This is a genomic window from Oleiphilus sp. HI0066 (genome assembly GCF_001635725.1).
In genome coordinates this window covers 1-21,948 of the sequence record NZ_LWFH01001522.1, presented here as the reverse complement: position 1 = coordinate 21,948, position 21,948 = coordinate 1, and the positions used below count along the sequence as shown (strand labels likewise).

Genomic DNA, 21,948 nt, shown 5'->3' with positions numbered 1-21,948 from the left:
AGACTTCACAAGTGGATACTCTTGGCCAAATGGCCAAAACCAAAAAAACTCTTCGTAATCCGTTGAATCTGTCGCGAACTCCGGAGCATAAGGTGCTGGCGCAATATTTCCAGACTTCGCAGCGCGCTCAAGCCTCTCTAACGTTAACTCATCATTCAATGAAAGATCTCTGCGAGGCTCGCGCCACGGAGCAAGCCAATTCACTTGCGGCGTTCTTCGACGATCTATTTCCGCTAAATAAGCATCGACATCTTCATGATATAAATAAAGCTCTTGCTCAAGAGTCAATGTGTCTTGCCCTTTCAGCTCTCTATACATATCACTTGGCAGATACCAGATTGGAAAGCCCCATAAGAAGTTATTTGACCACGGCCAAATAATTGAGAACCAACCATAGTCTTGCATCGTTCCATTCAAGAGTTCCTCTGCCTGTTCAGCATCAGAAGCCGTCCAGAAAGATGGTTCCAAATAACGCGTATGCGGCATTTCTTCCATGGCTAGATCACGGCCAACCAATTGAACGTCTGCCGATGCCATCTCGTCATCCGGCGCTAAATCGGGGTGCAACTCACGAGGTAGGAATACTTCAGAATGTCGTACGTAAAAAATTTGACCAGGATTGAGCTCTAGGCCGACATCGGCTTGCAAATTCATGTCGAAAGCGATCATCAACTTATCATCGAAAGCCTCGAAGCCAAGCATCGGTAAAAAGCTCTTTCTTACTGCGAAGTCGTAACTTCCAGCAGGAAGCTCTACGACAGTCCAACTGCCGGAGCGAAGATTAAATACGAGCTCGTCGTTCAAGTAATAACTCGGCGCTTCCATCTCTTCATCTGCCCATTGGCTACTTGGGCGGTAAAAGTAGATCAGTGCGTTAACTTCACTATCCCATTCGGTAGATTTTAATTCTTGAAATGGTCGACCTGTTTCATTCGGAAAGTAATACGAACCGAAATTCCGCCCAGTCGACCAATAAATCGATGGATACCAACCACGACCCTGTTTGTGAAAAGGCTTTGAATAAGGTGCGGTTGTATCAGAGAACGCAACATTAGAAACGCCGAGCATCGCGACCACAAGCGTCGCGCTCAAACAAAGTCGAAATAGCAAGTAAAAGTAATTCATTCCTGAAGTATACCAATGAGCCCTAATTAATTTTGCGAAGTACTAGGCGATTTGCTTGCCAACACGGCTAGTTTCAACTCATTTAATTGGCGTTCAAGCCCAACAATTCTCTCATTGATCTGTCGTCGACTTGCGTTGATAGAAGCAATAGATTCCGTATTTTCAGCCACGGCCTTACTGTTATTTGGCTGAGAATTTATATTGCGCGCCAACTCCGCAACACTTTGCTCTAGCGACTCACGCGTCAACGATAGCTCACTCGCAACATTGGCGCTTTGCTTCTTAATCAGGCCAATCTGATCCGCCATCGCCTGATTATTCCCTAATCTAACTTCTAGCTGCTTGAGCATTTGCTCTTGCTTCGCAACAGAAGCCTCCAAAGGTTTTAGATCTTTGTTTTTCAAAGCATTGAGCTGTAGCTTCACGCTATCAACTCTATCTTTATTTTCAGCAATTGCTTTGCGATTTTTATCTCCTGCAACGCCCCAAAGCTTACGCATTTCAGAATCTAAAAATTTAAGTTGTTTAGTTGCACTACTACCAGCTTGCTCAATTTCCGCTCCCGCTTCATTAAGCTCACCTTCCAATCGCGCCATAGAAAGCTTACTTTGGTTAATGAATGCCAGCGCTTCCGACAAATCTTTATTCAGCGCATCGACCGTTCTTTTCTGCTCTAAATATGCCCAACCCAAAAACGCAAAAAGCACCAAAGTTAGAGCAAAGCACCCTATAAATAATGGAAGCCCTGAATTCCCAGCTTGTTTTTGCGACTTATCATTTTCGACAGCTTTCTTTGGCTTTGACTTTTTCGAAGCAGTCACGCCAGAAGAGCGCTCTTGAAACCTATCTAACTCATCGCGCTCAGGCCTTAACCCATCCATAAACAACCTCTTTATTATCACTCTTGTCCTAGGGATAAATTCTATCGTGATGATCGGTATTTCTAAATAGCATTTGCATGGTATTCATTCGATGAATAAGATGAGCACCCCACCCCATCAGCTGAAATGCAGCGGTTTTTAAGGAGTCAAACCATGCAAGCGAAAGTAGGTATTATTATGGGCTCAACATCAGATTGGCCCACTATGGAGCATGCAGCGAACATGCTCGACACTCTTGGCGTGAGCTATGAAACACAGGTTGTGTCTGCACACAGAACACCCGACCTGTTGTTTGATTACGCATCTTCTGCTGCCGAGCGTGGTATTCAAGTCATTATTGCTGGCGCAGGTGGTGCAGCCCATCTACCTGGTATGGTGGCATCAAAAACTGAACTCCCAGTTTTAGGCGTTCCAGTTCAATCAAAGGCATTGAATGGCATTGACTCACTACTATCAATCGCTCAAATGCCAGGCGGCATTGCCGTCGGGACACTTGCCATCGGCACACCGGGCGCCAAGAACGCAGGATTGCTAGCGGGGCAAATCATCGCTCTGAACGACCAAGCCGTTAAAGAGAAGCTTGTTGCATTTAGAACGCAACAAACCGAAAGTGTACTCGCTCAATCAGATCCGCGAGGGTAATCATGAAATCTATTGGAGTTCTTGGCGCTGGTCAACTCGGCAGAATGCTTGCCTTAGCAGGTCTTCCTCTTGAGGCGAAATTTCGCTTCTTTGATACAAGTGGAAGCCCAAGTGTTGGCTTAGAACCAACGTATAGTGTTAAAGACAAGCCTATCAAAAGCCAAGAACTTCAAGAGTTCATAGATGCATGCGACGTCATCACTTATGAGTTCGAGCACCTACCGGTCGAATTAACTCAACATATCGAAAAAGAACATACGCTCTACCCGCCGTCAAAATCTATCGAAATTTGCCAAGATAGAGAGAAAGAAAAAGCCTTATTTAATGAATTATCGATTCCAACAACTCGATACAAAATTATTCATAAAGAAAGCGACCTTTCCGAAGCAGTTCAAGAGCTTGGCTTACCACTAGTCTGCAAAACGACGCGAGAAGGTTATGATGGAAAAGGGCAGTTTATTCTTCGCTCTGCTGAAGATATCCCAAAAGCTTGGAGCGCTATCGGATCAACCACGTTAATAGCTGAGGAATTTATAAATTTCTCTCGAGAACTGTCGATTATTGCGGCACGCAGCGCATCGGGCGAGATAGCAATTTATCCACTAGCAGAGAACCAACACAACGATGGAATTCTTCGATTCTCTACCGTTCCAGCGCCTTCCGTAAATGAAGATATTCAACGCCAAGCAGACTTGTATATCAAAGACTTGATTGCAGAATTGGAGCACGTTGGAATATTAACACTTGAACTATTCGAAACTACGAACGGCCTAGTTGCAAACGAAATGGCACCTCGTGTTCATAATTCAGGGCATTGGAGTATGCTTGGCGCGCACTGCAGCCAATTCGAGAATCACATCAGAGCGATATGCGACCTGCCACTCGGAAGTACCGAAGCCTTGTCACCAACCTGCATGATAAACCTCATCTCCCACAAAGGAGATATTCGAAAAATTCTTGAGCTTCCTTATGCTCAAGTTCATCTCTACGATAAAGAAGAGAGAGCAGGCAGAAAATTGGGGCATATCAACGTCACTGCTAGCTCATATGAAGAGCTAAAATGGCGCGTCGAGAATATCGTTCAATTTCTCCCTGATTACCCCCAATGCCTACAGTTGAAAAACTAAAAGGCACCCCAACTTATACAAATGACTACTAATTGAGGCTCATCTGAACAGCCATCAACCTCGTAGATGTATTTGAACCGAGGTGGTATGATCTTCAGCTTTGAAAACAATGCTAAGCCACCGCCTCGGTGGTGTTTTAATTTTAGGGAGAAGCCTAATGGCAATCGAATTACCTGCGCTACCATACGCAATTGACGCTCTTGCACCACACATTTCTCAAGAAACTCTTGAATTCCACCACGGCAAACACCACAAGACTTACGTTGATAAGTTAAACGGCATGATCCCTGGAACTGAATACGAAGGAAAAACACTTGAAGAAATCATCACTTCTTCTTCAGGTCCTGTATTCAACAACGCAGCCCAGATCTGGAACCACACGTTTTACTGGAATTGCTTGAGCCCGAATGGCGGTGGCGCACCAACTGGTAAAGTTGCTGATGCAATTAACGAAGCATTTGGATCTTTCGAAGAATTCCAAGCAGCATTTAACGACAAAGCCGTAAACAACTTTGGCTCAAGCTGGACTTGGTTGGTTAAAAATGCGGATGGTTCTTTGGAGATCGTTAACACATCAAATGCAGGCACTCCAATGACAGAAGGTCAAACTGCACTTCTAACAGTTGATCTTTGGGAGCACGCTTACTACATCGATTACCGTAATGTTCGTCCTACTTATTTGAATGCGTTCTGGGCACTTGTAAACTGGGGTTTCGTTGCTGAAAACCTAGGTTAATATTGCCTCCTTGTTTTTAGTACGTTGCACTAAAATCAAGGCATAAAAAAACCGGAGTTTAATTACTCCGGTTTTTTTATGCCTGAAATAGCCTTATCGGATACTATTTCCATCATAGAGACTTTCAACTGTCGGCTTCTCTCTGGCGCGCAGCTCTTCTTCATCTTCGCCTTGCGCAACTTTCGTCTCCAAATTCAACTGCCAAAGCTGATCAAACTTCTGCTCCGTCACTGCACGAGTTGAAGCTTTGTCACGAAGAATGGTTGGCCTTAAGAACACCAATAGATTTTGCTTTGTCACAACCTTAGATGTGCTTTTAAATAGATTACCCAGCAATGGGATATCACCCAATAAAGGAACTTTACTTTCACTGACCTGAACATCATCTCGAATTAAACCACCAAGAACGATTGTCTCACCATCATCGGCCAATACATTCGTTTTGATCTGTCGCTTAGTGGTAATAATGTCTGCACCAGCAGTCGATGGCGATACACCTGAGATTTCTTGTTCAATTTCAAGACGCACCAAATCGCCTTCGCTGATACTTGGAGTAACAATCAATTTCACACCCACATCTTCACGCTCGATCGTTGTAAACGGATCAGAAGTCCCTGCACCGCCAGAACTAGATTGCCCGGTAATAATAGGGATGTTCTCACCAACGATAATTGAAGATTCTTGATTATCCATTGTAATAACTTTCGGCGTAGACAATACATTAGCCCCCGCATCACCCTCTAATGCCTGCACAAGGGCTCCCCAGCTCACGCCATTACGACTTTCTTCTCCGATTCCAATCGTAATACCCGTTGATGGCGAGCCTAATAATGTGGGATCTAAATCACCGTTCGGGTCATTGTCTTGATCGACCAAAGCACCAATGACGTTTGCAGCACTCAAACCGATTTCATTGAAGTTAGTAAATACACCGGGCACTGAAGCACCTTGATCATAAAGCGCCCACTGAACACCTAGTTTGTTATCAGTATTATCTTGAATTTCTACGATAGCGGCTTCGATTAAGACTTGTGCTCTGCGCACATCAAGCTCGTCAATTACGCCTTCAAGCTCTTGTAGAAGAGAAGGTTCAGCTCGAATAACCAAAGCATTCAGGCCCTCATCTGCATATACGCTCGCTTCCGCTTTAGGCGCCGCATTGCCTTTGTCTGCAGCCTCTTCACTTACAATATCACCCATTAATCCGCTTAGAAGATCTGCGATCTCTTCCGCATCAGCATGTTTTAAGCGCACGACCTTGGTTTTACCACCTGTTGAGGACGGTTGATCAAGCTTCATGATCAACACTCTCATTTTTTCACGGAAAGGCTCATCACCACGAAGGATCAAACGATTACTGCGCTGATCCGCAACCACTGAAAACTTGTTCGCTCCTTTTCCTTTTGCCGCTGCGCCAAGTTCACTAGGCGCAAGCTCTTCAAGAAGCTTGACCATATCGCCAACCCAAGCCTCCTGAAGCTGAATAACTTCAAGCTCGTATTTAGAGGGGCTATCAAGCTCATCAATAATCTTACTAATGCGCTTAATATTCGCGACATGATCACTAATAATAAGGGCATTCGCCGCAGCAACGCCGGCTAAATGACCATATTTTGCGACCATCGGGCGAAGAATTGGAACAAGCTCAAGAGCATTTGCATTGTTCACTTGAATAACACGCGTTACGATTTGTTCGTTAGGCGTTCGTTTGAAAAGAGCATCGTTAGACGCCTCTTGCTTTGCATTGTTCTGCTGAACAATCTTAATCACACCGGTTCCGGGTATCGCTGCGAAACCATGAACGCCCAAAACGGATAGAAACATCTCATAGACAGCATCTTTACTCATCTCTGCGTTAGAGACGACAGTTACTTTACCTTTTACTCGAGGATCAATAACAAAGCTATAACCGGTGATATCCGCAATTTGACTAACAAAAGCACGGATATCGGCATCTTTTAGATTCACCTTCCATGTTTGTTCTTGAGAATGCGTAAATGAGGAGACAAGCAAAGCAAAAGACAAAAGCAAAGCTCGCAGACTGATTCTTTTCAAGTTATTCACGTGATGCAACTCGTTTATATATTCTTTGTTATTAACTATTTATCTTAGCGGATAATTTACAAAAAAACTCGCGCCATCTCGCACAACTTCAACCTCTAACGAGCCTTGTTGATACAATTGACGCATTATATTCTTGTCTTCTTGCACATTTCCTAAACTGTGACCATTAACAGAACGGATCACATCCCCTTTCTTTAAATTCATTCCAGCCAACATGGGGTTATTCCCTTGGAATACGTAACCACCACCATCTGCAATTCCTAAACCAACAGAAGCCAAAGCACGCTCAGGATTCTCTGATAACCTTGCGGTTGCCTCGCTGATAAAATCTTCAGGTGAATTTACTTCGACACTTCTTTCTCGGCGAGGAGCGACTTTAGCAATACCCGAGCTCGAGCTTGTTTCATCAAAATAAAGCGCTTCATAGGTACCATTTCGATCAAGAATGACGTGATCAGAATGGACTTCCGCCAAACGAACCCCTCCCGGCAAGCTATCTCCTAAGCGATAATATTCTGAAGGCTTACTCAACTCTTCAATGATCGCGCCAGAATCCGCAGCATCTTTTCCAGAAAACACACCCTTCAATTTCAAGCGCAAGCGTGTTTTAGGCACATCTTTTGGCCGTTCTTGGATAGCAGCTTCTTTATTTGCCTCACCAAACAAATGATAACGATCAACGCGACGAGCAATCCTGCTATCTGCCAAATTTGATTGCGCAGAAGAAACAAAACTTTTAGGCATTGGTGCTTGTTCTGGCGCGTACACATGCCAAATCAATTGAGAGCTTAAATAAGCTAGGTACAAGGTTAACGCCACGACACTCAACTGTGTCACACGCCTCACTACCCCATCGAGCGACCTCGTTTTCATTATTGCTTACCTAATTGTCGCGATACAGGCTTTTTGACTTTAAACACTACATCTTGTTCCGTTGAATTTGCTGCCCATGGCTCTTGCGCGACATCTAAAACGCGTCGAGTCACCTCCCACAAGGCATCTCCGTTCGCGCTCCATGTACCGCGCATCGTATCGAAGCTCGCTTCCTGATCGCGAATACCTAAGACAATATCTCCACTTTCTTGCGTTTGAATTTGCCCACCGAAAGCCGGCATCACTCTATCTCGGATATCTCTACCTGCAGGATAGGACACTTCGCCACCAGACCAAGTAAACCGACCATCAATGCTCGCTACTCTGCGCTTCTCTAATCTAACGGACAAATCTTTCACATATACTTCACCCGTCGCTTTCACCCTATGGATACGCAAAAACGGATTAAGCTTCTCAGTATCGAGCCTTAATGTTTCGATAGAAAGTGACTGATCTCTCAAGCCAATATCTAATATTGCACTGGCGTCACCTGCTGTGGAACGCACATCGACCTGCAACGGAATACTTCCCCCAAACACATCTAAAACAGAAAGTTTCCAAGAGAAAACACCTTCTAGATGCCTAAATGAAACGTAAGCCTCACCATCCCAAGCAGTGCCTGCAAATGATTTTGGCATGATGCCGAGCGATTTTGTTTTAACAGCAGGCTCAATCACTTTCGTCCAAAGCACGCTCGCGGGCAAACTGCTCAACAAAAAGAACGGTAACGCCACAACAAACAGAAGCAAGACTAAGAAGGTTTTTTTAATCACAAATACTTATTCTTTCGATACTAGAAAATCACACAGCGAAACATTACAGACTATTTGCACCAGTAAAGCTACAACCATACGAACATTTTAGGTGCTAGTTCCTGCATTTGTATGAACAAAGCACCCAGATACAAAAAAGCCCCAGCATTCGCTGAGGCTTTTTTAGCTTAAAGGGGGAGCTTACATCATGCCGCCCATACCGCCCATGCCACCCATGTCAGGCATCGCAGGTGCAGCACCACCTTCTTCTACAACATCTGTAACCATGCATTCAGTTGTAATCATTAGGCCAGCAACAGAACCTGCCGCTTGTAATGCTGTACGCGTTACTTTTGCTGGATCAAGAATACCCATCTCCAACATGTCGCCGTACTCGCCAGTCGCAGCGTTGTAACCGAAACTACCTTCACCCTGTTGAATCTTATCTGAAACAACAGAACCTTCACCGCCAGCATTAGAAACGATTTGACGAAGTGGCGCTTCCATAGCGCGACGCAACAAATCAATACCTACGTTCTGATCGCCATTATCACCTTCAAGGTTTGCAATCGCTTGAAGCGCACGAATCATCGCAACACCGCCACCAGCAACAACACCTTCCTCAACTGCTGCACGCGTTGAGTGAAGCGCATCTTCAACACGCGCTTTCTTCTCTTTCATTTCAACTTCAGAGCCAGCGCCAACCTTAATAACAGCAACGCCACCAGCTAACTTCGCAACGCGCTCTTGAAGCTTCTCACGATCGTAGTCGGATGAACTCTCTTCGATTTGACGGCGGATTTGCTCTACACGACCTTGGATTTCAGCAGCTTGGCCGGCTCCATCGATCACAGTCGTATTTTCTTTGCTGATGTTAACGCTCTTAGCGGTACCAAGATCATCAAGCGTAGCATTTTCTAGTGATAGACCAACTTCTTCAGAAATTACCGTACCACCAGTCAAAATAGCGATATCTTGGAGCATTTCTTTACGACGATCACCAAAACCTGGAGCCTTAACAGCCGCAACTTTAACGATGCCGCGCATATTATTGACAACCAAGGTTGCTAACGCTTCGCCTTCAACATCTTCAGCAATGATAAGAAGTGGCTTGCTCGCTTTTGCAACGTTTTCAAGAACTGGCAACAACTCACGAATGTTAGAAATTTTCTTGTCGACCAACAAAATGAATGGGCTTTCAAGCTCAGCACTCATATTGTCTTGGTTGTTAATGAAGTATGGAGATAGATAACCGCGATCGAACTGCATACCCTCAACAACGTCTAACTCGTCTTCAAAACCGCTCGCTTCTTCAACAGTGATAACGCCTTCTTTACCGACCTTATCCATCGCTTGTGCAATGATGTCACCAACAGAAGAATCACTGTTTGCTGAAATTGTACCGACTTGCGCAATCGCTTTATTGTCAGCACATGGTTGCGCCATGCCTTTCACAGCTTCAACAGCTGCTTGTACGCCCTTGTCGATTCCACGCTTAAGATCCATTGGGTTCATACCAGCCGCAACAGCTTTCAAACCTTCGTTTACGATTGCTTGAGCAAGTACTGTTGCAGTCGTAGTACCGTCACCCGCTACGTCGTTCGCCTGAGACGCAACTTCTTTAACCATTTGCGCACCCATGTTCTCGAACTTGTCTTTAAGCTCGATCTCTTTCGCAACAGACACGCCGTCCTTTGTTACAGTTGGCGCACCAAATGATTTATCTAGAACAACGTTACGACCTTTTGGTCCAAGTGTTACTTTTACTGCATCAGCAAGAATATTTACGCCTGCCAACATACCTTGGCGAGCTGAATCACCGAATTTTACGTCTTTTGCTGTCATGTTTTTGTCCTGTTTAACTCGTATCTAATCAGTAGGAAAATGAAACCGAATTACGCTTCGATGATGCCGAAAATTTCGCTTTCAGCCATGATGAGAAGCTCTTCACCGTCAATTTTCACGGTATTTCCAGCGTATTGACCAAATACCACAGTATCGCCAGCTTTCACCGCCATCGCTTGCACACTACCGTTATCCAGTGCTTTACCAGCACCTACTGCAACTACTTCACCTTGTGAAGGTTTTTCGGTAGCGCTACCTGGAAGAACAATACCTCCAGCTGAAGTAGTTTCTTCTTCTTTACGACGTACAACAACGCGATCGTGTAATGGACGGATGTTCATCTCAATGCTTCTCCTAACAGGTTATCAATCCGATTTGATAAGTCTCTTTCGAGATATTTTTTTATGTTGGTCTTACGTCACTCTGATACGTAAGAAACGTGTGATGCTTAGATAGGGCCGCTCACTAGCTTTTCAAGCCCTCTCAAGAACTTTTTTTGAAAAACTTACTTTAACTGATCGCGTCGTTCATGAACTTCCTCGTATTCCGCGTCAATTGCATCATCAAAGCGATCAGATCTAGATTGCGAAGAATAAGTTGAATGAGAAAACTGAGTACCAGAAACGATCATCCTAGCCGCCACAAGCTTGGCTAATTGGCTTCTAAGACCAGGCGTCAACAGAGCAAAACCAATTGCATCTGTTACAAAACCTGGCGTTAACAATAGTGCTCCAGCAACCGCGAGCAACAGCCCTTCACCAATCTCTGAAACAGGCAGCGCCCCTTGCTGTGCTTTTTGCTGTGCTCGAAGCAAGGTACTTAGCCCCTGCCTTTTTAGAAGATTCACCCCGATAACAGCGGTTAATAAAACAAGTCCAACTGTATACCAAGCTCCGATCACGGAGCCGACTTGAATCAATAAGACCATTTCGACAATGGGCATGATGATAAATAGTAGAAATACGAGACGCATTGCATACCTCGATTAAGAAAATTCTTCGTTGCGAATTATGGTAAATTGGGGCGAACAGAAGCTTTACAACCCCAGAACATGGATCTTTCAAGCCTGAAACCTCAAGCAATTCTGACAACCGTTAACTCGATTCCAGAAGGTCGACTAAGCAGCTACGGTAAAATCGCTGCGGCCGCGGGCCTGCCTCAAAATGCAAGACTTGTTGGCCAAGTACTAAAACACCTCCCCAAAGACTCTCAAATCCCTTGGCATAGAGTGCTAAATGCCCAAGGCAATATCTCTTTTCCCAAAGACTCTCCATCTTATCAGCGCCAGCAAGCAGCATTAATGAATGAGGGGCATCCGAAGACATTAAGTAAAAGTCACTTCCTGCAAAACATTTGGCCGAGCTAAACGGCCGCTTACTGCGACATTCGACACAAGATACGTTTCTTTACAATGACTTAATATTTCTCAGCTAGAGTGAAAAATATAACGAGTAAAAAGAATGAGCGAGAGTTTTAGCCGTATTCTGCATCAGCAGATACTCGGCACGCTCACAATAAAACGCGAGTAGTTGGATTTGGCCATGGCCCAAAATAGTCTTTTAAAAGAGCAGTTGCAGCAACACCTTGATAACAGCACCAATGATGAAAGTTTAACGCCTTTGATTCAGGCTGTCAGCGATGCCTTTGATCAGTCAGAAGAAGATAAACGTGCTTTAGAAGCATCAGTGCGAGAGCAAAACGCTGAGTTAGCATTGCGTAACGAAGAGCTAAATAATCAGGTTCGCGAGCTACAAAAAACCAAGGCAGCTCTGCAAGAATCTTACTCTCTTCTTCAGGCTAGCTTGAGTTCGACATACGATGCGCTTGTCATGCTCGATAACCAGGGCTCGATCCGACTCAGCAATCCGAACTTCAACAAGATGTTTCGCATGAATACCTTTAATGCGGGGCTCGCTCATGTGCATGATTTTATTGAGCATTGCCAATGCATTGTAAAAGGAAATCACCACTTCTCTGACGTTCTTAAGTTATCTCTCGCAGCGCCGGAGAAAACATTCACACATGAACTTCAAACATACGATGGTCGCTGGTTAGAAGCACATTCAAAGGCTCACTGGCATGACAATGAAATTGTCGGGCAAGTATGGAGCTTCAGAGATGTCACGGCACTGAAGTTGAAAGAGAAAGAAGCGAAACACCGTACTTTTCACGACTTTTTAACCGGACTGCCAAACCGGCGTTCACTTTTATCACGACTTAAAAAGTCCGTCAACGAAGCACAAAAAACATTCAAAGATGTTGTTGTGATGTTCATCGACTTAGATGGATTTAAAGACGTCAACGACTCTTTAGGACATAGTGTTGGTGATTCTCTCTTGATCGAGGTTGCGCGCCGAATGGAAAGTAAACTTCCTGAATGTGCCACCCTAACTCGACATGGTGGAGATGAATTCGTCGCCATTCTTGGCAAGCAAACTAGCCTAGATGAAGCGACAGCATATTCAGAACGAATTTTGAGTTGTTTCTCAAAGCCATATCACATCGGCAAGCAAGATATTTACATGAGCGTTAGTATCGGTATTGCAACACTCAATATGCATGGCAACGATTCTGAGCGACTTATTACTTACGCTAACTTGGCAATGACACAAGCCAAGAAACAAGGCTCGAATATCTATCAGGTCTATGACGCTTCAGTATCATCACAATGCGAGCACCGTCTCCGTATTCGTAATGAAATCAATCAAGCACTTGAGAACGATCAGTTCGAACTGTTTTTCCAACCAAAAATCTGTTTAGAGTCAGGTTCAATTAAAGGCGCAGAAGCGCTCATTCGCTGGCGTATGACCGACGGTAGCTTTAGAAGCCCGATGGAATTCATTCCGATTGCCGAAGAAAGTGGCCAGATTATTCCAATTACACAATGGGTAATACGCCGTTGTTGTGAGTACTTAAATGAATGGATGCCTCATCTAGATTCAGATTTTGTTCTGGCGCTAAATATCTCAGCGAAACACTTCCAAAAAGGTTTACTTCAAAGGGATGTTGCTTCGGTACTAAAAGAGATTCAAACAATCCCTTCTATGTTGGAACTCGAAGTCACCGAGACTGCCATCATGGAAGACATTGAATTAGCAGTTTCGACTCTAAATGAATTAAAGAGACTTGGTATTCGTACTGCTATTGATGACTTTGGCACCGGATATTCGTCGTTAAGCTACTTAAGAAAGCTCCCTATCGAAGTTCTTAAAATCGATAAAAGTTTCATCGATGAAATACTCGAGTCTCCTGAAGACAGAACGCTTGTAAAAGGGATCATCGATATGGTTCATGCGCTTGGCATTGAAGTGGTCGCGGAAGGTGTCGAGAACCATCAAATGGCAGTTCTCCTACAAAATATGAACTGTGACCTTGTCCAAGGCTACCACTACTGTAAACCTATAGAAGAAAGTGAATTTCTGCACTTAATTAAGGAGAGCTTATGCTACATCTAAGCTTTACTCAGCAACTTTGCCATGTGGCGACATTGCAAAAAACTGACTCCGCCGCAAACGATCCAACCTACAACGTAGGCCATGAAGACGAGCGACGAGAAAAATCCAGTTCGAACGACGCAAGCAGCCACTATGAAATACTCAAAAGGTTTGCAAGCGCTTACTTTAATCGCCGTTAAGTCAACTACAAATTCTTAAATGTGTCGTGCTTTTGAATACGATAAATAAGGTAAAGCACAGGCACACCCATCATGCTTGCCACAAGAAAGAAATTCGAATAGCCGAGGTTATCAACCATACTCCCCGAATAGCCACCAATAACCTTTGGCAGCAGCGTCATTAATGAACTAAAAATCGCATATTGAACTGCCGTAAACGACACATTCGTTAGACTGGATAAGAAGGCAATAAATGCAGCACTTGCTAGTCCTGCTGTTAAATTATCTGCAGAAATAACGAGATAAAGCAGTTCAATGTCATAGCCCGTTTTCGCTAACAACATAAACAAAAGATTCGTTGCAACGGTTAGAAATGCACCTGCATACAGCATTTTGATCACGCCAAAACGCACAGACAAAACGCCGCCAAGAAAGCCTCCCAGAATGGTCATAAACAAACCAAAGGTTTTTACGACCGAAGCGATCTCAGTTTTACTAAATCCCATATCTTGAAAAAACACATTCGAAATGACGCCAAGAACGATATCGGAAACACGATAGAAACCCACAAAAACAAGCAGCAGAACAGCCAATCTGATGCCGTAACGTGAAAAGAACTCTTTAACCGGTGAAATATAAGAGTCTTGTATTAATTGATGCTCATACATTGAAGTAAACGAGACTAAACGAATAAAGAAACAAACAATCAATACGGCAAATATCAGACGCAGACATTCAATCGAAAAATTTGCGAGTGCCTCGTTTCCAGCATAGCTACCAACGTCACGTTTTAATTGCTCTACTTGATCCGCTCCAACAATATACACACCAACAAAGATGCAAATACTCATAGCAAACATCGCAAGAAAACGAAGATATTGGACTGAAGAATAGTCTCGTTTGGCTCTCAATTCTGCGGAAACCGGCTCTGAAACAATCAGCGTTGTTACCAAACCAACCAACATCGTTAAAGACATAATGATGTATGTAAACATCCATGCTTCATAGCTATATGACTCCATAGAGGAGCCGAAACCGCTGGCCAAGAATAAGGCGCCTGCACCGGAACTCAACATACCAATGCGATAACCCGCAATATAGGTTGAAGACATTAATGCCTGAAGATCACTCGATGCGGACTCAATCCGATATGCATCAATGGCTATATCTTGGGTTGCCGACGAGAAACCAAGCAAAACTACTGCGAGCGCCATGATGGTTAGCGCATTTTCCTTAGAGGGATCGATCAACGCGATGAGGACAATCGATAGAACAATTGAGCACTGAGAAAGTAATAACCAAGCCCTTCTACGTCCCAATTTTTTGGTGAGAAAAGGCAAAGGCAACTGATCAACCAAGGGTGCCCATAAAAATTTAAATGAATATGCAAGAGCCGCCCAACTAAAGTAAGTCACAGCAGATCGTTCAACACCTGCCTCTCTGAGCCACAAAGACAAAGAAGAAAAAATAAGGAGTAAAGGCATGCCCGCAGAAAAACCAAAGAAAAGCATCGAGACCACGCGAGGATGCGCAAAAGATCTCAGCGATCCACGCCAGTCAGCTTGCTGATTGTGCATATATTTATTCTTATCAGTTACGGCTTGAAGTAAGGTAAAGGGCTAGTCGCGAAAATTGTTGTACTGCAAAGGCACCTCAATGTCTGACTCTTTCCATAGAGCCATTACCTGCTGAAGATCATCGCGTTTTTTACCTGTAACGCGTACTTTTTCGCCTTGAATTGCAGCCTGCACTTTGATTTTTGACTCTTTCACGAGCTTCACCATTTTCTTCGCTGTCAGCGAATCAATACCCTGCTTTAAATCAAAGGTTTTCTTTACTAGCTTACCGGCCTTGCTATCTCCCGCCTCTACCATGGCTCGGGAATCAACTTTACGCTTAGCTAAAGCCATCTTCGCAACTTCTACAACTTGCTCTAGTTGAAAATCCTGCTCTGCAGAAAACGTTAGTTTGCTATTTTCAAGCACGATATCTACGTCGACGTTTTTAAAATCCCAACGGTTACTTAGCTCACGCTTTGCTTGATCTACAGCATTCGTGACTTCATGCATATCTACTTCTGAGACAGCGTCGAAAGATGGCATATATTTCTCCGTTAAAATAAACTGAATATCAACTAGGATCGGACAAAGTCTACACAAGAACGACTAATTGGGAAACGTCCCAACACAGCGCTTGATGTAGAGATAATAAAATATAAGGGAAAGGAAAATGCCCATTAATTCATCCATTATCATCGTTGATGACGCTAAATTTAGCGCAGCGATTGTTAGGAAACGACTGAGTGAACATGGCTTCACTGATATTCGAGTAGCGCATCATGCGAATGATGCATTTAGCCTTATTGCCGAGCGTCCAGCTGACTTAGTCATCTCAGACTGGATAATGCCCGACATCGACGGTATAGCGTTGTGCGAGCAAATAAAAGCCGACAATCTGTCACGTTCTACTTTCACGTATTGCTTGTTGATGACAGGTAAAGATGACGAAGAAAGCGTGCAACAAGCTCTTTCTAAAGGTTTAGATGACTTCATTTTCAAATCTGAAATAAATCATCAACTTATTCCCCGCGTCAGGGCAGGATTACGCATCGCCCGCCAGCTAAGTAATGCATTAGAGCGCCAAAAATCATTAAGCGCTGAAATTGTCCTTCTACAGGAAAAACCAAGCATCGACCCATTGCTTGGACTCGCTAACCGCCAATACGCTGAGCAAACATTAGATCGCTTATATAGACATACTCAAGCTCGGGGTGGTGCAGTGAGCTATATGTCGATCACCATCAAAAATTGGGGCAGCATTCTCAGTGAATATAAAGCGCCTGTATGCCAAGAGTTAAGCGAACAGATTGCTAAACGAGTGAATGCCCTCGTGCGCCCTTTGGACGAAGTATGCAAATATTCTGGGAACGAGTTTATCGTTCTAGCGCACTTTCGTGACCCTAATGATTGCAACCTTTCAACTTATAGACGGTTTTATCAGGGGCTAGATAAGCAGGCTTTTAAAACGTCGGCGGGATTTATCGCTATTTCAATTTCTTGCGCCGTGTGTTTTGCTGATCAAGATTCAACGACAGCCACATTAAGTGAAATGAATGCGTTTAATGCGCAGAAAATTTCTGAATGTAAGGAAGAAAAAACTTACGTTGTTAACGCTCTCTAACGGGCATTTGCTCAATAAGAAACCAGTTTGATTATTAATCGTGCAACCCGAAAACAAGCTGTAACAAAAGTGTGACATTTAAGAAACAGCGCTTTTAATTCCAACCTTTAGACTTAAAGAGTGGATTAAATAAAGTATCCCGATTTGGTGAAGCGTCTACTTTAGACGCTTCACTCTTTTTACGGGAATATTTAATTCGCAAAAGAATTTAACAACGCTCCTTGCTTGCGCACTGGAGCGTTTTTTTTGCTTAAGATTTTTCAGGGTAGCCGGTAATATCTTGAATAGAACGATACAAGGGCCGTAACTGCTTATACATATTCAAATACACCTCATTGTATAAACGGTTATAGGTAATATGCGTTTCGTGATTAGGCTCAAATCGCTTACCAACTCGCGTCATACCAGCAATAGCTGTATGACAATCGCTATACCATCCCAGCGCAACAGCAACATCCATCGCCGCACCTAAACCAGAAGTTTCATAGGTATGTGGCCTTTCTACGGGCAAGCCAAAAATATCAGCCGTTAATTGCAGAGCTGCATCACTTTGCGAACCACCGCCACTGACTCTTAGGAGTTTAATTTTTTGCTTATTGCGTTTTTCTAAACGCTCCATCCCCTCACGAAGACCATAAGCCAAGCCTTCCAGAATAGCGCGATAAACATGTGCTCTAGTATGCACATCACCAAACCCAATAATGCCCCCCTTAGCCTCAGGCCCCGGATCTCGCACACCCGGCGTCCAATAGGGTTGCAGCATCAATCCCATTGACCCGGGCGGCACAGCGTTCACTAGCTCATCGAACAAACTCTCTGGGCTAACATTCTGCGCCTCGGCCATTGCTTGCTCACGAAGTCCAAATTCATTTTTAAACCAACTAACCATCCAAAATCCGCGAAAAATCATAATTTCAGAGCAATAATGATCTGGGATTGCCGATGGATATGCAGGCATGAATCGAATAGGTTCTATGTACTTTTTACTTGTTGTATTGATTGTGGCCGTTGTGCCATAACTCATGCATGCCACATCATCTGACTGACCACCTGAACCAAGAATCTCGCATGCTTTATCTGATGCGGAAGCAATCAGTGGCACTCCAGCAGGGATACCCGTCATATTTTGAGCATCGATGGTAACTTGCCCCATCACCGTAGCTGGGCGATACAGCTTAGGGAATAACTCTTGTTTAAATCCAGGAAGCAAACGATAACGCCAATCACTCTCTGCGGACCACTTCAAGCCTTTATAATCGAAAGGCAAATATGCGACTTGCGAGGCAAGAGAATCGACAAAGTCACCGCACAAGCGATAGTTTAGAAAGCCAGATAGATTGAGATATTTATCCGTTTTTTCCCAAATGTCTGGTTGATTGGATGCTATCCAAAGATACTGTGCACGTGCTTGATAGCGCTCAACAAGATCTTTAGCGCCAGCCATTTTAAATGCTAGCTCATGCAGCTTTGGCAAATGCCCGAGGGCTTTTGAATTACGCTGATCCAGCCAAGTAATGGCAGGTCGTAATGGCTTACCACCTTTATCAAGATTCACCATGGTGCCGCGCTGTGTCGTGACCGACACTCCAGCAATATCACCCTTATTACGACCTAAATTTGCCATTTCACCCCATAGCGCAGAACAAGCATCAACCAAAGCCTGCCAATAGATTTCAGGCTCTTGCTCGGCCCAACCTGGGTGCACCGAAAAATAAGGTTCAATTTCAACTTTCGACTTTGCTAACAATTCTCCGTTTCGATCAAAAAGCAATGCACGAACAGACTGCGTTCCGTTATCGATGGCAAGTATTGTATCGCTCACACGCACTCCTTTTGGTTCGGAAGGCTGTAGTGATCCGCAATGATATTTTTATATCTATGCCACTCTTCATCCCATTTTTGAATAGGCCACTGTAAACGCTCGCGCAATAACTCTGTCCATGGCTGAATCAAATGAATCGCGCCTTCCGGATACAACATCCCTATCCGTACACGTCTCAAAAGAAGATCATCTAAATGCTCAACGGCTTCGTTCTCACACGCCCAAAATAATTCTTGGAGGCAAACTTCAGTGTTGCCTAACAGCGTTAAATCATCAATATCCGCTTGCTCCACAAGCTGATTAGCAATATCACCGTAACGGCCAACGAGCCTCTGACGGCGTTGCTTCGATAGTTTATGGTCGCCAATCAACACAGATTCATCGGACTCACTAAAATCTGAAGGCGCATCTAAATCCGATATGGAAAGGTTGTTTTGTAAATAAGGTTGAGCTGCACGCAATACTTCGAGCGCTAACAAGCGAAATGTCGTGAGTTTGCCGCCGGCGATACTGATACACCCTGCATCATCCCAAACCATATGCTCACGTTTCTCGTCTGATGGTTTGTTCGTAGCAGCAACATCCTCAGCACTGTATTCATCAACAACAACTGGCCGCACACCGGACCAAGAAGAGATAATGTCCTCACGCTTCAGTGCTGCATGATCAAACTGTGAATTCGCTGCATCCAAAAGATAAGTGACTTCATTTTCCGTAATCGATGCCTCGCTCAACATAGTATTATGATGATCAAGGTCTGTTGTACCGATCACGACTTGACCTTCCCAAGGAAAAACAAATACTGGTCGCTTGTCTTTCGGATGGAAAAAACTAACGGAAAAGGCGACCGGTAGACGCCAGAATGGAATAACTAGGTGACTTCCTCTCAAAGGTCGAATGCTTTTCTTATTACCAAGCATTTGACGAAGTTCATCCGTCCAGGCACCGCTGGCGTTAACCACAGCATTAGCTTGAACTTGAAGTTCTTTGCCGCTGAGCTCGTCTTTTAAATACAGGCCAATCACTTTTGTATTACGCTCAACTTCTGAACCTGAGCGCATAACACCCGTTGCTTTGAGGTAATTAAGAGCAATACCGCCCTGCTCATTCCCATCAGCCAAGACACGCATTACTAAGCGAGCATCATCAGTTACGGCATCCATGAAACGAGTCGCGCCTAGCAGCTCTCTCTGTTTCATGCCCGGCGCATAAAAATCATTTACCTGAGACTTCACAAACTGTCGATATCGCTTTCCTGCAAACAAGTCATAGATCGCCAACAATTTATCGAAAATCCAAGGCCCGGGAAAACCACCTTTATAATGCCCCATCAGAAAAGGAAGTGGATCAACAAGCCCCTTAAGCTGTTCCATGAGTTTCTGTCTCTCAGTCACAGAGTCTTTGGCTAATCCGAATTGCCCTTTACCGAGATAGCGCAAGCCTCCATGAACCATCTTCGAAGAACGAGACGATGTTCCCCAAGCAAAATCTTTTTGCTCAACGAGTAAAACCTTTAACCCTTTCGCCGTCGCCTCTCGATAAATACCCGCTCCAGTAATACCACCTCCAACAACGATCAAGTCAAATGACTGTCCGTTTGAGAGAGATTGTAGGGTTTGATCTCTCCAACCCGGAGACCAATATGACAGCGCCATGGTCTTACTCTGCCTTTTCTTGCAGCAGCGTTCCTGGATTCAATAGCCCTTTCTCATCCATATGATCACAAAGAGATTGAATCATACCCATGGCTAACTCACCCTTCTCCGTTGGCAAATAGGGGGCATGATCCTTGCCAACTCCATGTTGATGACTGATCGTTCCGCCATTGTTCACAATAAGTTCAGAAGTGCTTGTTTTCAGAGTTTTCCAGCGAGCAAGAGTTTCTTCGTAAGTATCTGCTGCACGGAATACATAAGTCGTGTAGATACTGGAACCTTGAGAATAAAAGTGTGACAAGTGCGTGAACACATGCACTTTCTCACCTTTGTCTTGCAGAGATTTCCGTAAATTCGCTTCGATCTTATCAAGTAAGTTATCGACATTGCTCCAGTCTGTAGACGTTTCAAGCGTATCGACCACATATCCTTTTTCCCATAACGCTTCTCGCAGATACGGCATGGTGAAACGTTTCGCAGCCCATTTCTTACCTAGATATGAGCCGGTGTAAACGCCGCCTAATGGACGAGTTAAACGCTTCATTAGTCTGTGCGCAGAACGACATTGATCAGGCATACCTGTTACACCTAATGTCATCATGCACTTGCCCTCACCGGCACCTCGCCAAGACAAGAACTTCTCAAGCAAGGCAATTTGACCAGGATGCCCTGCCAATGCGAGCTGCGTTTTGGTTTCGATCGCATTGCTAAGGCGAAGCATAGAGAGTTGAATTTTCGCTTGCACTAGATGACGTGCCGCGGCTTTAGCCTGATTCCAAGTTGGGAAGAAGATAACATAGAAGTCTTCTTGAATTGGCGATGGAGTGACACGCACTTTCACGTCACTAATAACACCCATACGACCTTCCGAACCAAGGATCATTTCTCTTACATCTGGCCCTGCTGATGATGCAGGAATTGTTGGAATCTCTAGACGTCCTCTCGGTGTTTCAATCGAACCACCTGCAAACATTTGTTCAATACGCCCGTAGCGCAATGATTGTTGTCCACTAGAGCGACTCGCCACCCAACCGCCAACTGTTGATAGTTCAAAGCTCTGTGGGTAATGCCCCAGAGTGTAACCCTTTGCACGAAGCTGCGATTCAACTAGAGGCCCCGGCGTTCCTGCTCCAAATGTCGCGATCAAACTTGAATCATCGATATCGGTTAGGCGATTCATTCGCGTTAGCGCTAAGGTTAAGATCGGCTTATCGCTTTGGAAAGGGTTGATATGGCCTGCAACACTTGTGCCGCCTCCATAAGGAATCACAACAATATCGTTGTCGTAGGCAAAACTAAGAAGTTCTGCTATCTCATCTTTTATCTCAGGGAAAGCCACACCATCTGGGAAGAATTCAAACTGACCACTGCGCATCGCCAACCAATCAGGAAGACTTTGACCACGAGCGTGACGCACACGAACATCCGGATCTGTATTAATCAATCGATGGTCAGGCAATCGAGATGACGGCACTTGTGCCAATACTGAATCGAGACTTGCATCAGCAAGAGGGGTAGCTTGACCAACATGCTCTAGCAAAAATGCATCCCCAGATTCTGGTAAATCCATTTTGTTTGCTTCATCACCCCAACCATTCCAACGTCGCATTTTTTCACCTACCGATTTGTTCTA

At 44.4% G+C, this 21,948-nt stretch carries 20 protein-coding genes; 7 read left to right on the top strand and 13 right to left on the bottom strand.

The window, feature by feature from the left end; all coding sequences use genetic code 11:
- The coding region (locus A3738_RS23745) for a DUF2846 domain-containing protein (protein ID WP_197473991.1) at nt 1-1,092 on the bottom strand (1,092 nt) is incomplete at its 3' end.
- A gap of 59 nt (nt 1,093-1,151) precedes the next feature.
- Nucleotides 1,152-2,006 carry a hypothetical protein gene (locus tag A3738_RS23740; protein ID WP_068477323.1) on the bottom strand — a complete coding sequence of 285 codons (855 nt, stop codon included), beginning with the start codon at nt 2,004-2,006 and terminating at the stop codon, nt 1,152-1,154.
- A gap of 153 nt (nt 2,007-2,159) precedes the next feature.
- Between A3738_RS23740 and purE the strand changes: the two genes are divergently transcribed.
- The 3 genes from purE to A3738_RS23725 all read left to right on the top strand — a co-directional run bounded on the left by purE (nt 2,160) and on the right by A3738_RS23725 (nt 4,511).
- Complete coding sequence (gene purE, locus A3738_RS23735) at nt 2,160-2,648, top strand: 5-(carboxyamino)imidazole ribonucleotide mutase (RefSeq protein ID WP_068476054.1); 489 nt, start codon at nt 2,160-2,162, stop codon at nt 2,646-2,648.
- 2 nt (nt 2,649-2,650) lie between these two features.
- Entirely contained in the window at nt 2,651-3,775 is a 1,125-nt protein-coding gene (locus A3738_RS23730; RefSeq protein WP_068477325.1) for a 5-(carboxyamino)imidazole ribonucleotide synthase, read from the top strand.
- A gap of 157 nt (nt 3,776-3,932) precedes the next feature.
- Nucleotides 3,933-4,511, top strand: coding sequence for a superoxide dismutase (locus tag A3738_RS23725; protein WP_068477327.1), 579 nt, complete (start codon nt 3,933-3,935; stop codon nt 4,509-4,511).
- A gap of 93 nt (nt 4,512-4,604) precedes the next feature.
- Here A3738_RS23725 and gspD read toward each other — a convergent pair whose 3' ends face one another.
- The 6 genes from gspD to A3738_RS23695 form a co-directional block, all read right to left on the bottom strand.
- Nucleotides 4,605-6,575, bottom strand: a complete 1,971-nt coding sequence (gene gspD / locus A3738_RS23720) for a type II secretion system secretin GspD (protein WP_068477329.1) — start codon at nt 6,573-6,575, stop codon at nt 4,605-4,607.
- Nucleotides 6,576-6,614: 39 nt separating this feature from the next.
- Nucleotides 6,615-7,412, bottom strand: coding sequence for a type II secretion system protein N (locus A3738_RS23715; protein ID WP_197472314.1), 798 nt, complete (start codon nt 7,410-7,412; stop codon nt 6,615-6,617).
- 35 nt (nt 7,413-7,447) lie between these two features.
- Complete coding sequence (gene gspN, locus A3738_RS23710; protein WP_068475872.1) at nt 7,448-8,221, bottom strand: type II secretion system protein N; 774 nt, start codon at nt 8,219-8,221, stop codon at nt 7,448-7,450.
- 180 nt (nt 8,222-8,401) lie between these two features.
- Entirely contained in the window at nt 8,402-10,045 is a 1,644-nt protein-coding gene (gene groL, locus A3738_RS23705; RefSeq protein WP_068477334.1) for a chaperonin GroEL, read from the bottom strand.
- Between the two features lie 50 nt (nt 10,046-10,095).
- The gene (locus A3738_RS23700) at nt 10,096-10,386 is read right to left on the bottom strand and encodes a co-chaperone GroES (protein WP_068477336.1); all 291 of its coding nucleotides are present in this window, start codon (nt 10,384-10,386) and stop codon (nt 10,096-10,098) included.
- Between the two features lie 164 nt (nt 10,387-10,550).
- Complete coding sequence (locus tag A3738_RS23695) at nt 10,551-11,018, bottom strand: FxsA family protein (protein WP_068477338.1); 468 nt, start codon at nt 11,016-11,018, stop codon at nt 10,551-10,553.
- A 78-nt stretch (nt 11,019-11,096) separates the two neighbouring features.
- Between A3738_RS23695 and A3738_RS23690 the strand changes: the two genes are divergently transcribed.
- The 3 genes from A3738_RS23690 (at nt 11,097) to A3738_RS23680 (ending at nt 13,679) form a co-directional block, all read left to right on the top strand.
- Nucleotides 11,097-11,411, top strand: coding sequence for an MGMT family protein (locus tag A3738_RS23690; RefSeq protein ID WP_068477340.1), 315 nt, complete (start codon nt 11,097-11,099; stop codon nt 11,409-11,411).
- Nucleotides 11,412-11,586: 175 nt separating this feature from the next.
- On the top strand, nt 11,587-13,500 hold the full coding sequence (locus tag A3738_RS23685; RefSeq protein ID WP_068477343.1) for a bifunctional diguanylate cyclase/phosphodiesterase: 1,914 nt from the start codon (nt 11,587-11,589) through the stop codon (nt 13,498-13,500).
- Nucleotides 13,488-13,679 carry a hypothetical protein gene (locus A3738_RS23680; RefSeq protein ID WP_068477345.1) on the top strand — a complete coding sequence of 64 codons (192 nt, stop codon included), beginning with the start codon at nt 13,488-13,490 and terminating at the stop codon, nt 13,677-13,679. Before A3738_RS23685 ends, A3738_RS23680 begins: the two co-directional genes overlap by 13 nt.
- A 5-nt stretch (nt 13,680-13,684) precedes the next feature.
- Here A3738_RS23680 and A3738_RS23675 read toward each other — a convergent pair whose 3' ends face one another.
- Both A3738_RS23675 and A3738_RS23670 read right to left on the bottom strand, forming a co-directional pair.
- Nucleotides 13,685-15,235: an MFS transporter gene (locus A3738_RS23675; protein WP_068477347.1), complete on the bottom strand. Its 1,551-nt coding sequence runs from the start codon at nt 15,233-15,235 to the stop codon at nt 13,685-13,687.
- A 42-nt stretch (nt 15,236-15,277) separates the two neighbouring features.
- Nucleotides 15,278-15,760 (bottom strand): YajQ family cyclic di-GMP-binding protein, encoded by a 483-nt coding sequence (locus tag A3738_RS23670; RefSeq protein ID WP_068477350.1) that lies wholly within the window; start codon nt 15,758-15,760, stop codon nt 15,278-15,280.
- A gap of 127 nt (nt 15,761-15,887) precedes the next feature.
- Between A3738_RS23670 and A3738_RS23665 the strand changes: the two genes are divergently transcribed.
- Complete coding sequence (locus A3738_RS23665; RefSeq protein ID WP_068477352.1) at nt 15,888-16,838, top strand: response regulator; 951 nt, start codon at nt 15,888-15,890, stop codon at nt 16,836-16,838.
- A gap of 250 nt (nt 16,839-17,088) precedes the next feature.
- Here A3738_RS23665 and A3738_RS23660 read toward each other — a convergent pair whose 3' ends face one another.
- From A3738_RS23660 to A3738_RS23650, 3 genes are read right to left on the bottom strand one after another with little or no spacing between them, the layout of a single operon-like run.
- On the bottom strand, nt 17,089-18,660 hold the full coding sequence (locus A3738_RS23660) for an FGGY-family carbohydrate kinase (RefSeq protein WP_197472315.1): 1,572 nt from the start codon (nt 18,658-18,660) through the stop codon (nt 17,089-17,091).
- Nucleotides 18,657-20,315 (bottom strand): glycerol-3-phosphate dehydrogenase/oxidase, encoded by a 1,659-nt coding sequence (locus A3738_RS23655; protein ID WP_068477355.1) that lies wholly within the window; start codon nt 20,313-20,315, stop codon nt 18,657-18,659. The genes A3738_RS23660 and A3738_RS23655 overlap by 4 nt, the downstream gene beginning before the upstream one ends.
- 4 nt (nt 20,316-20,319) lie before the next feature.
- Nucleotides 20,320-21,924: an FAD-binding oxidoreductase gene (locus A3738_RS23650; RefSeq protein WP_068477357.1), complete on the bottom strand. Its 1,605-nt coding sequence runs from the start codon at nt 21,922-21,924 to the stop codon at nt 20,320-20,322.
- Between the last annotated feature and the right edge of the window lie 24 nt (nt 21,925-21,948).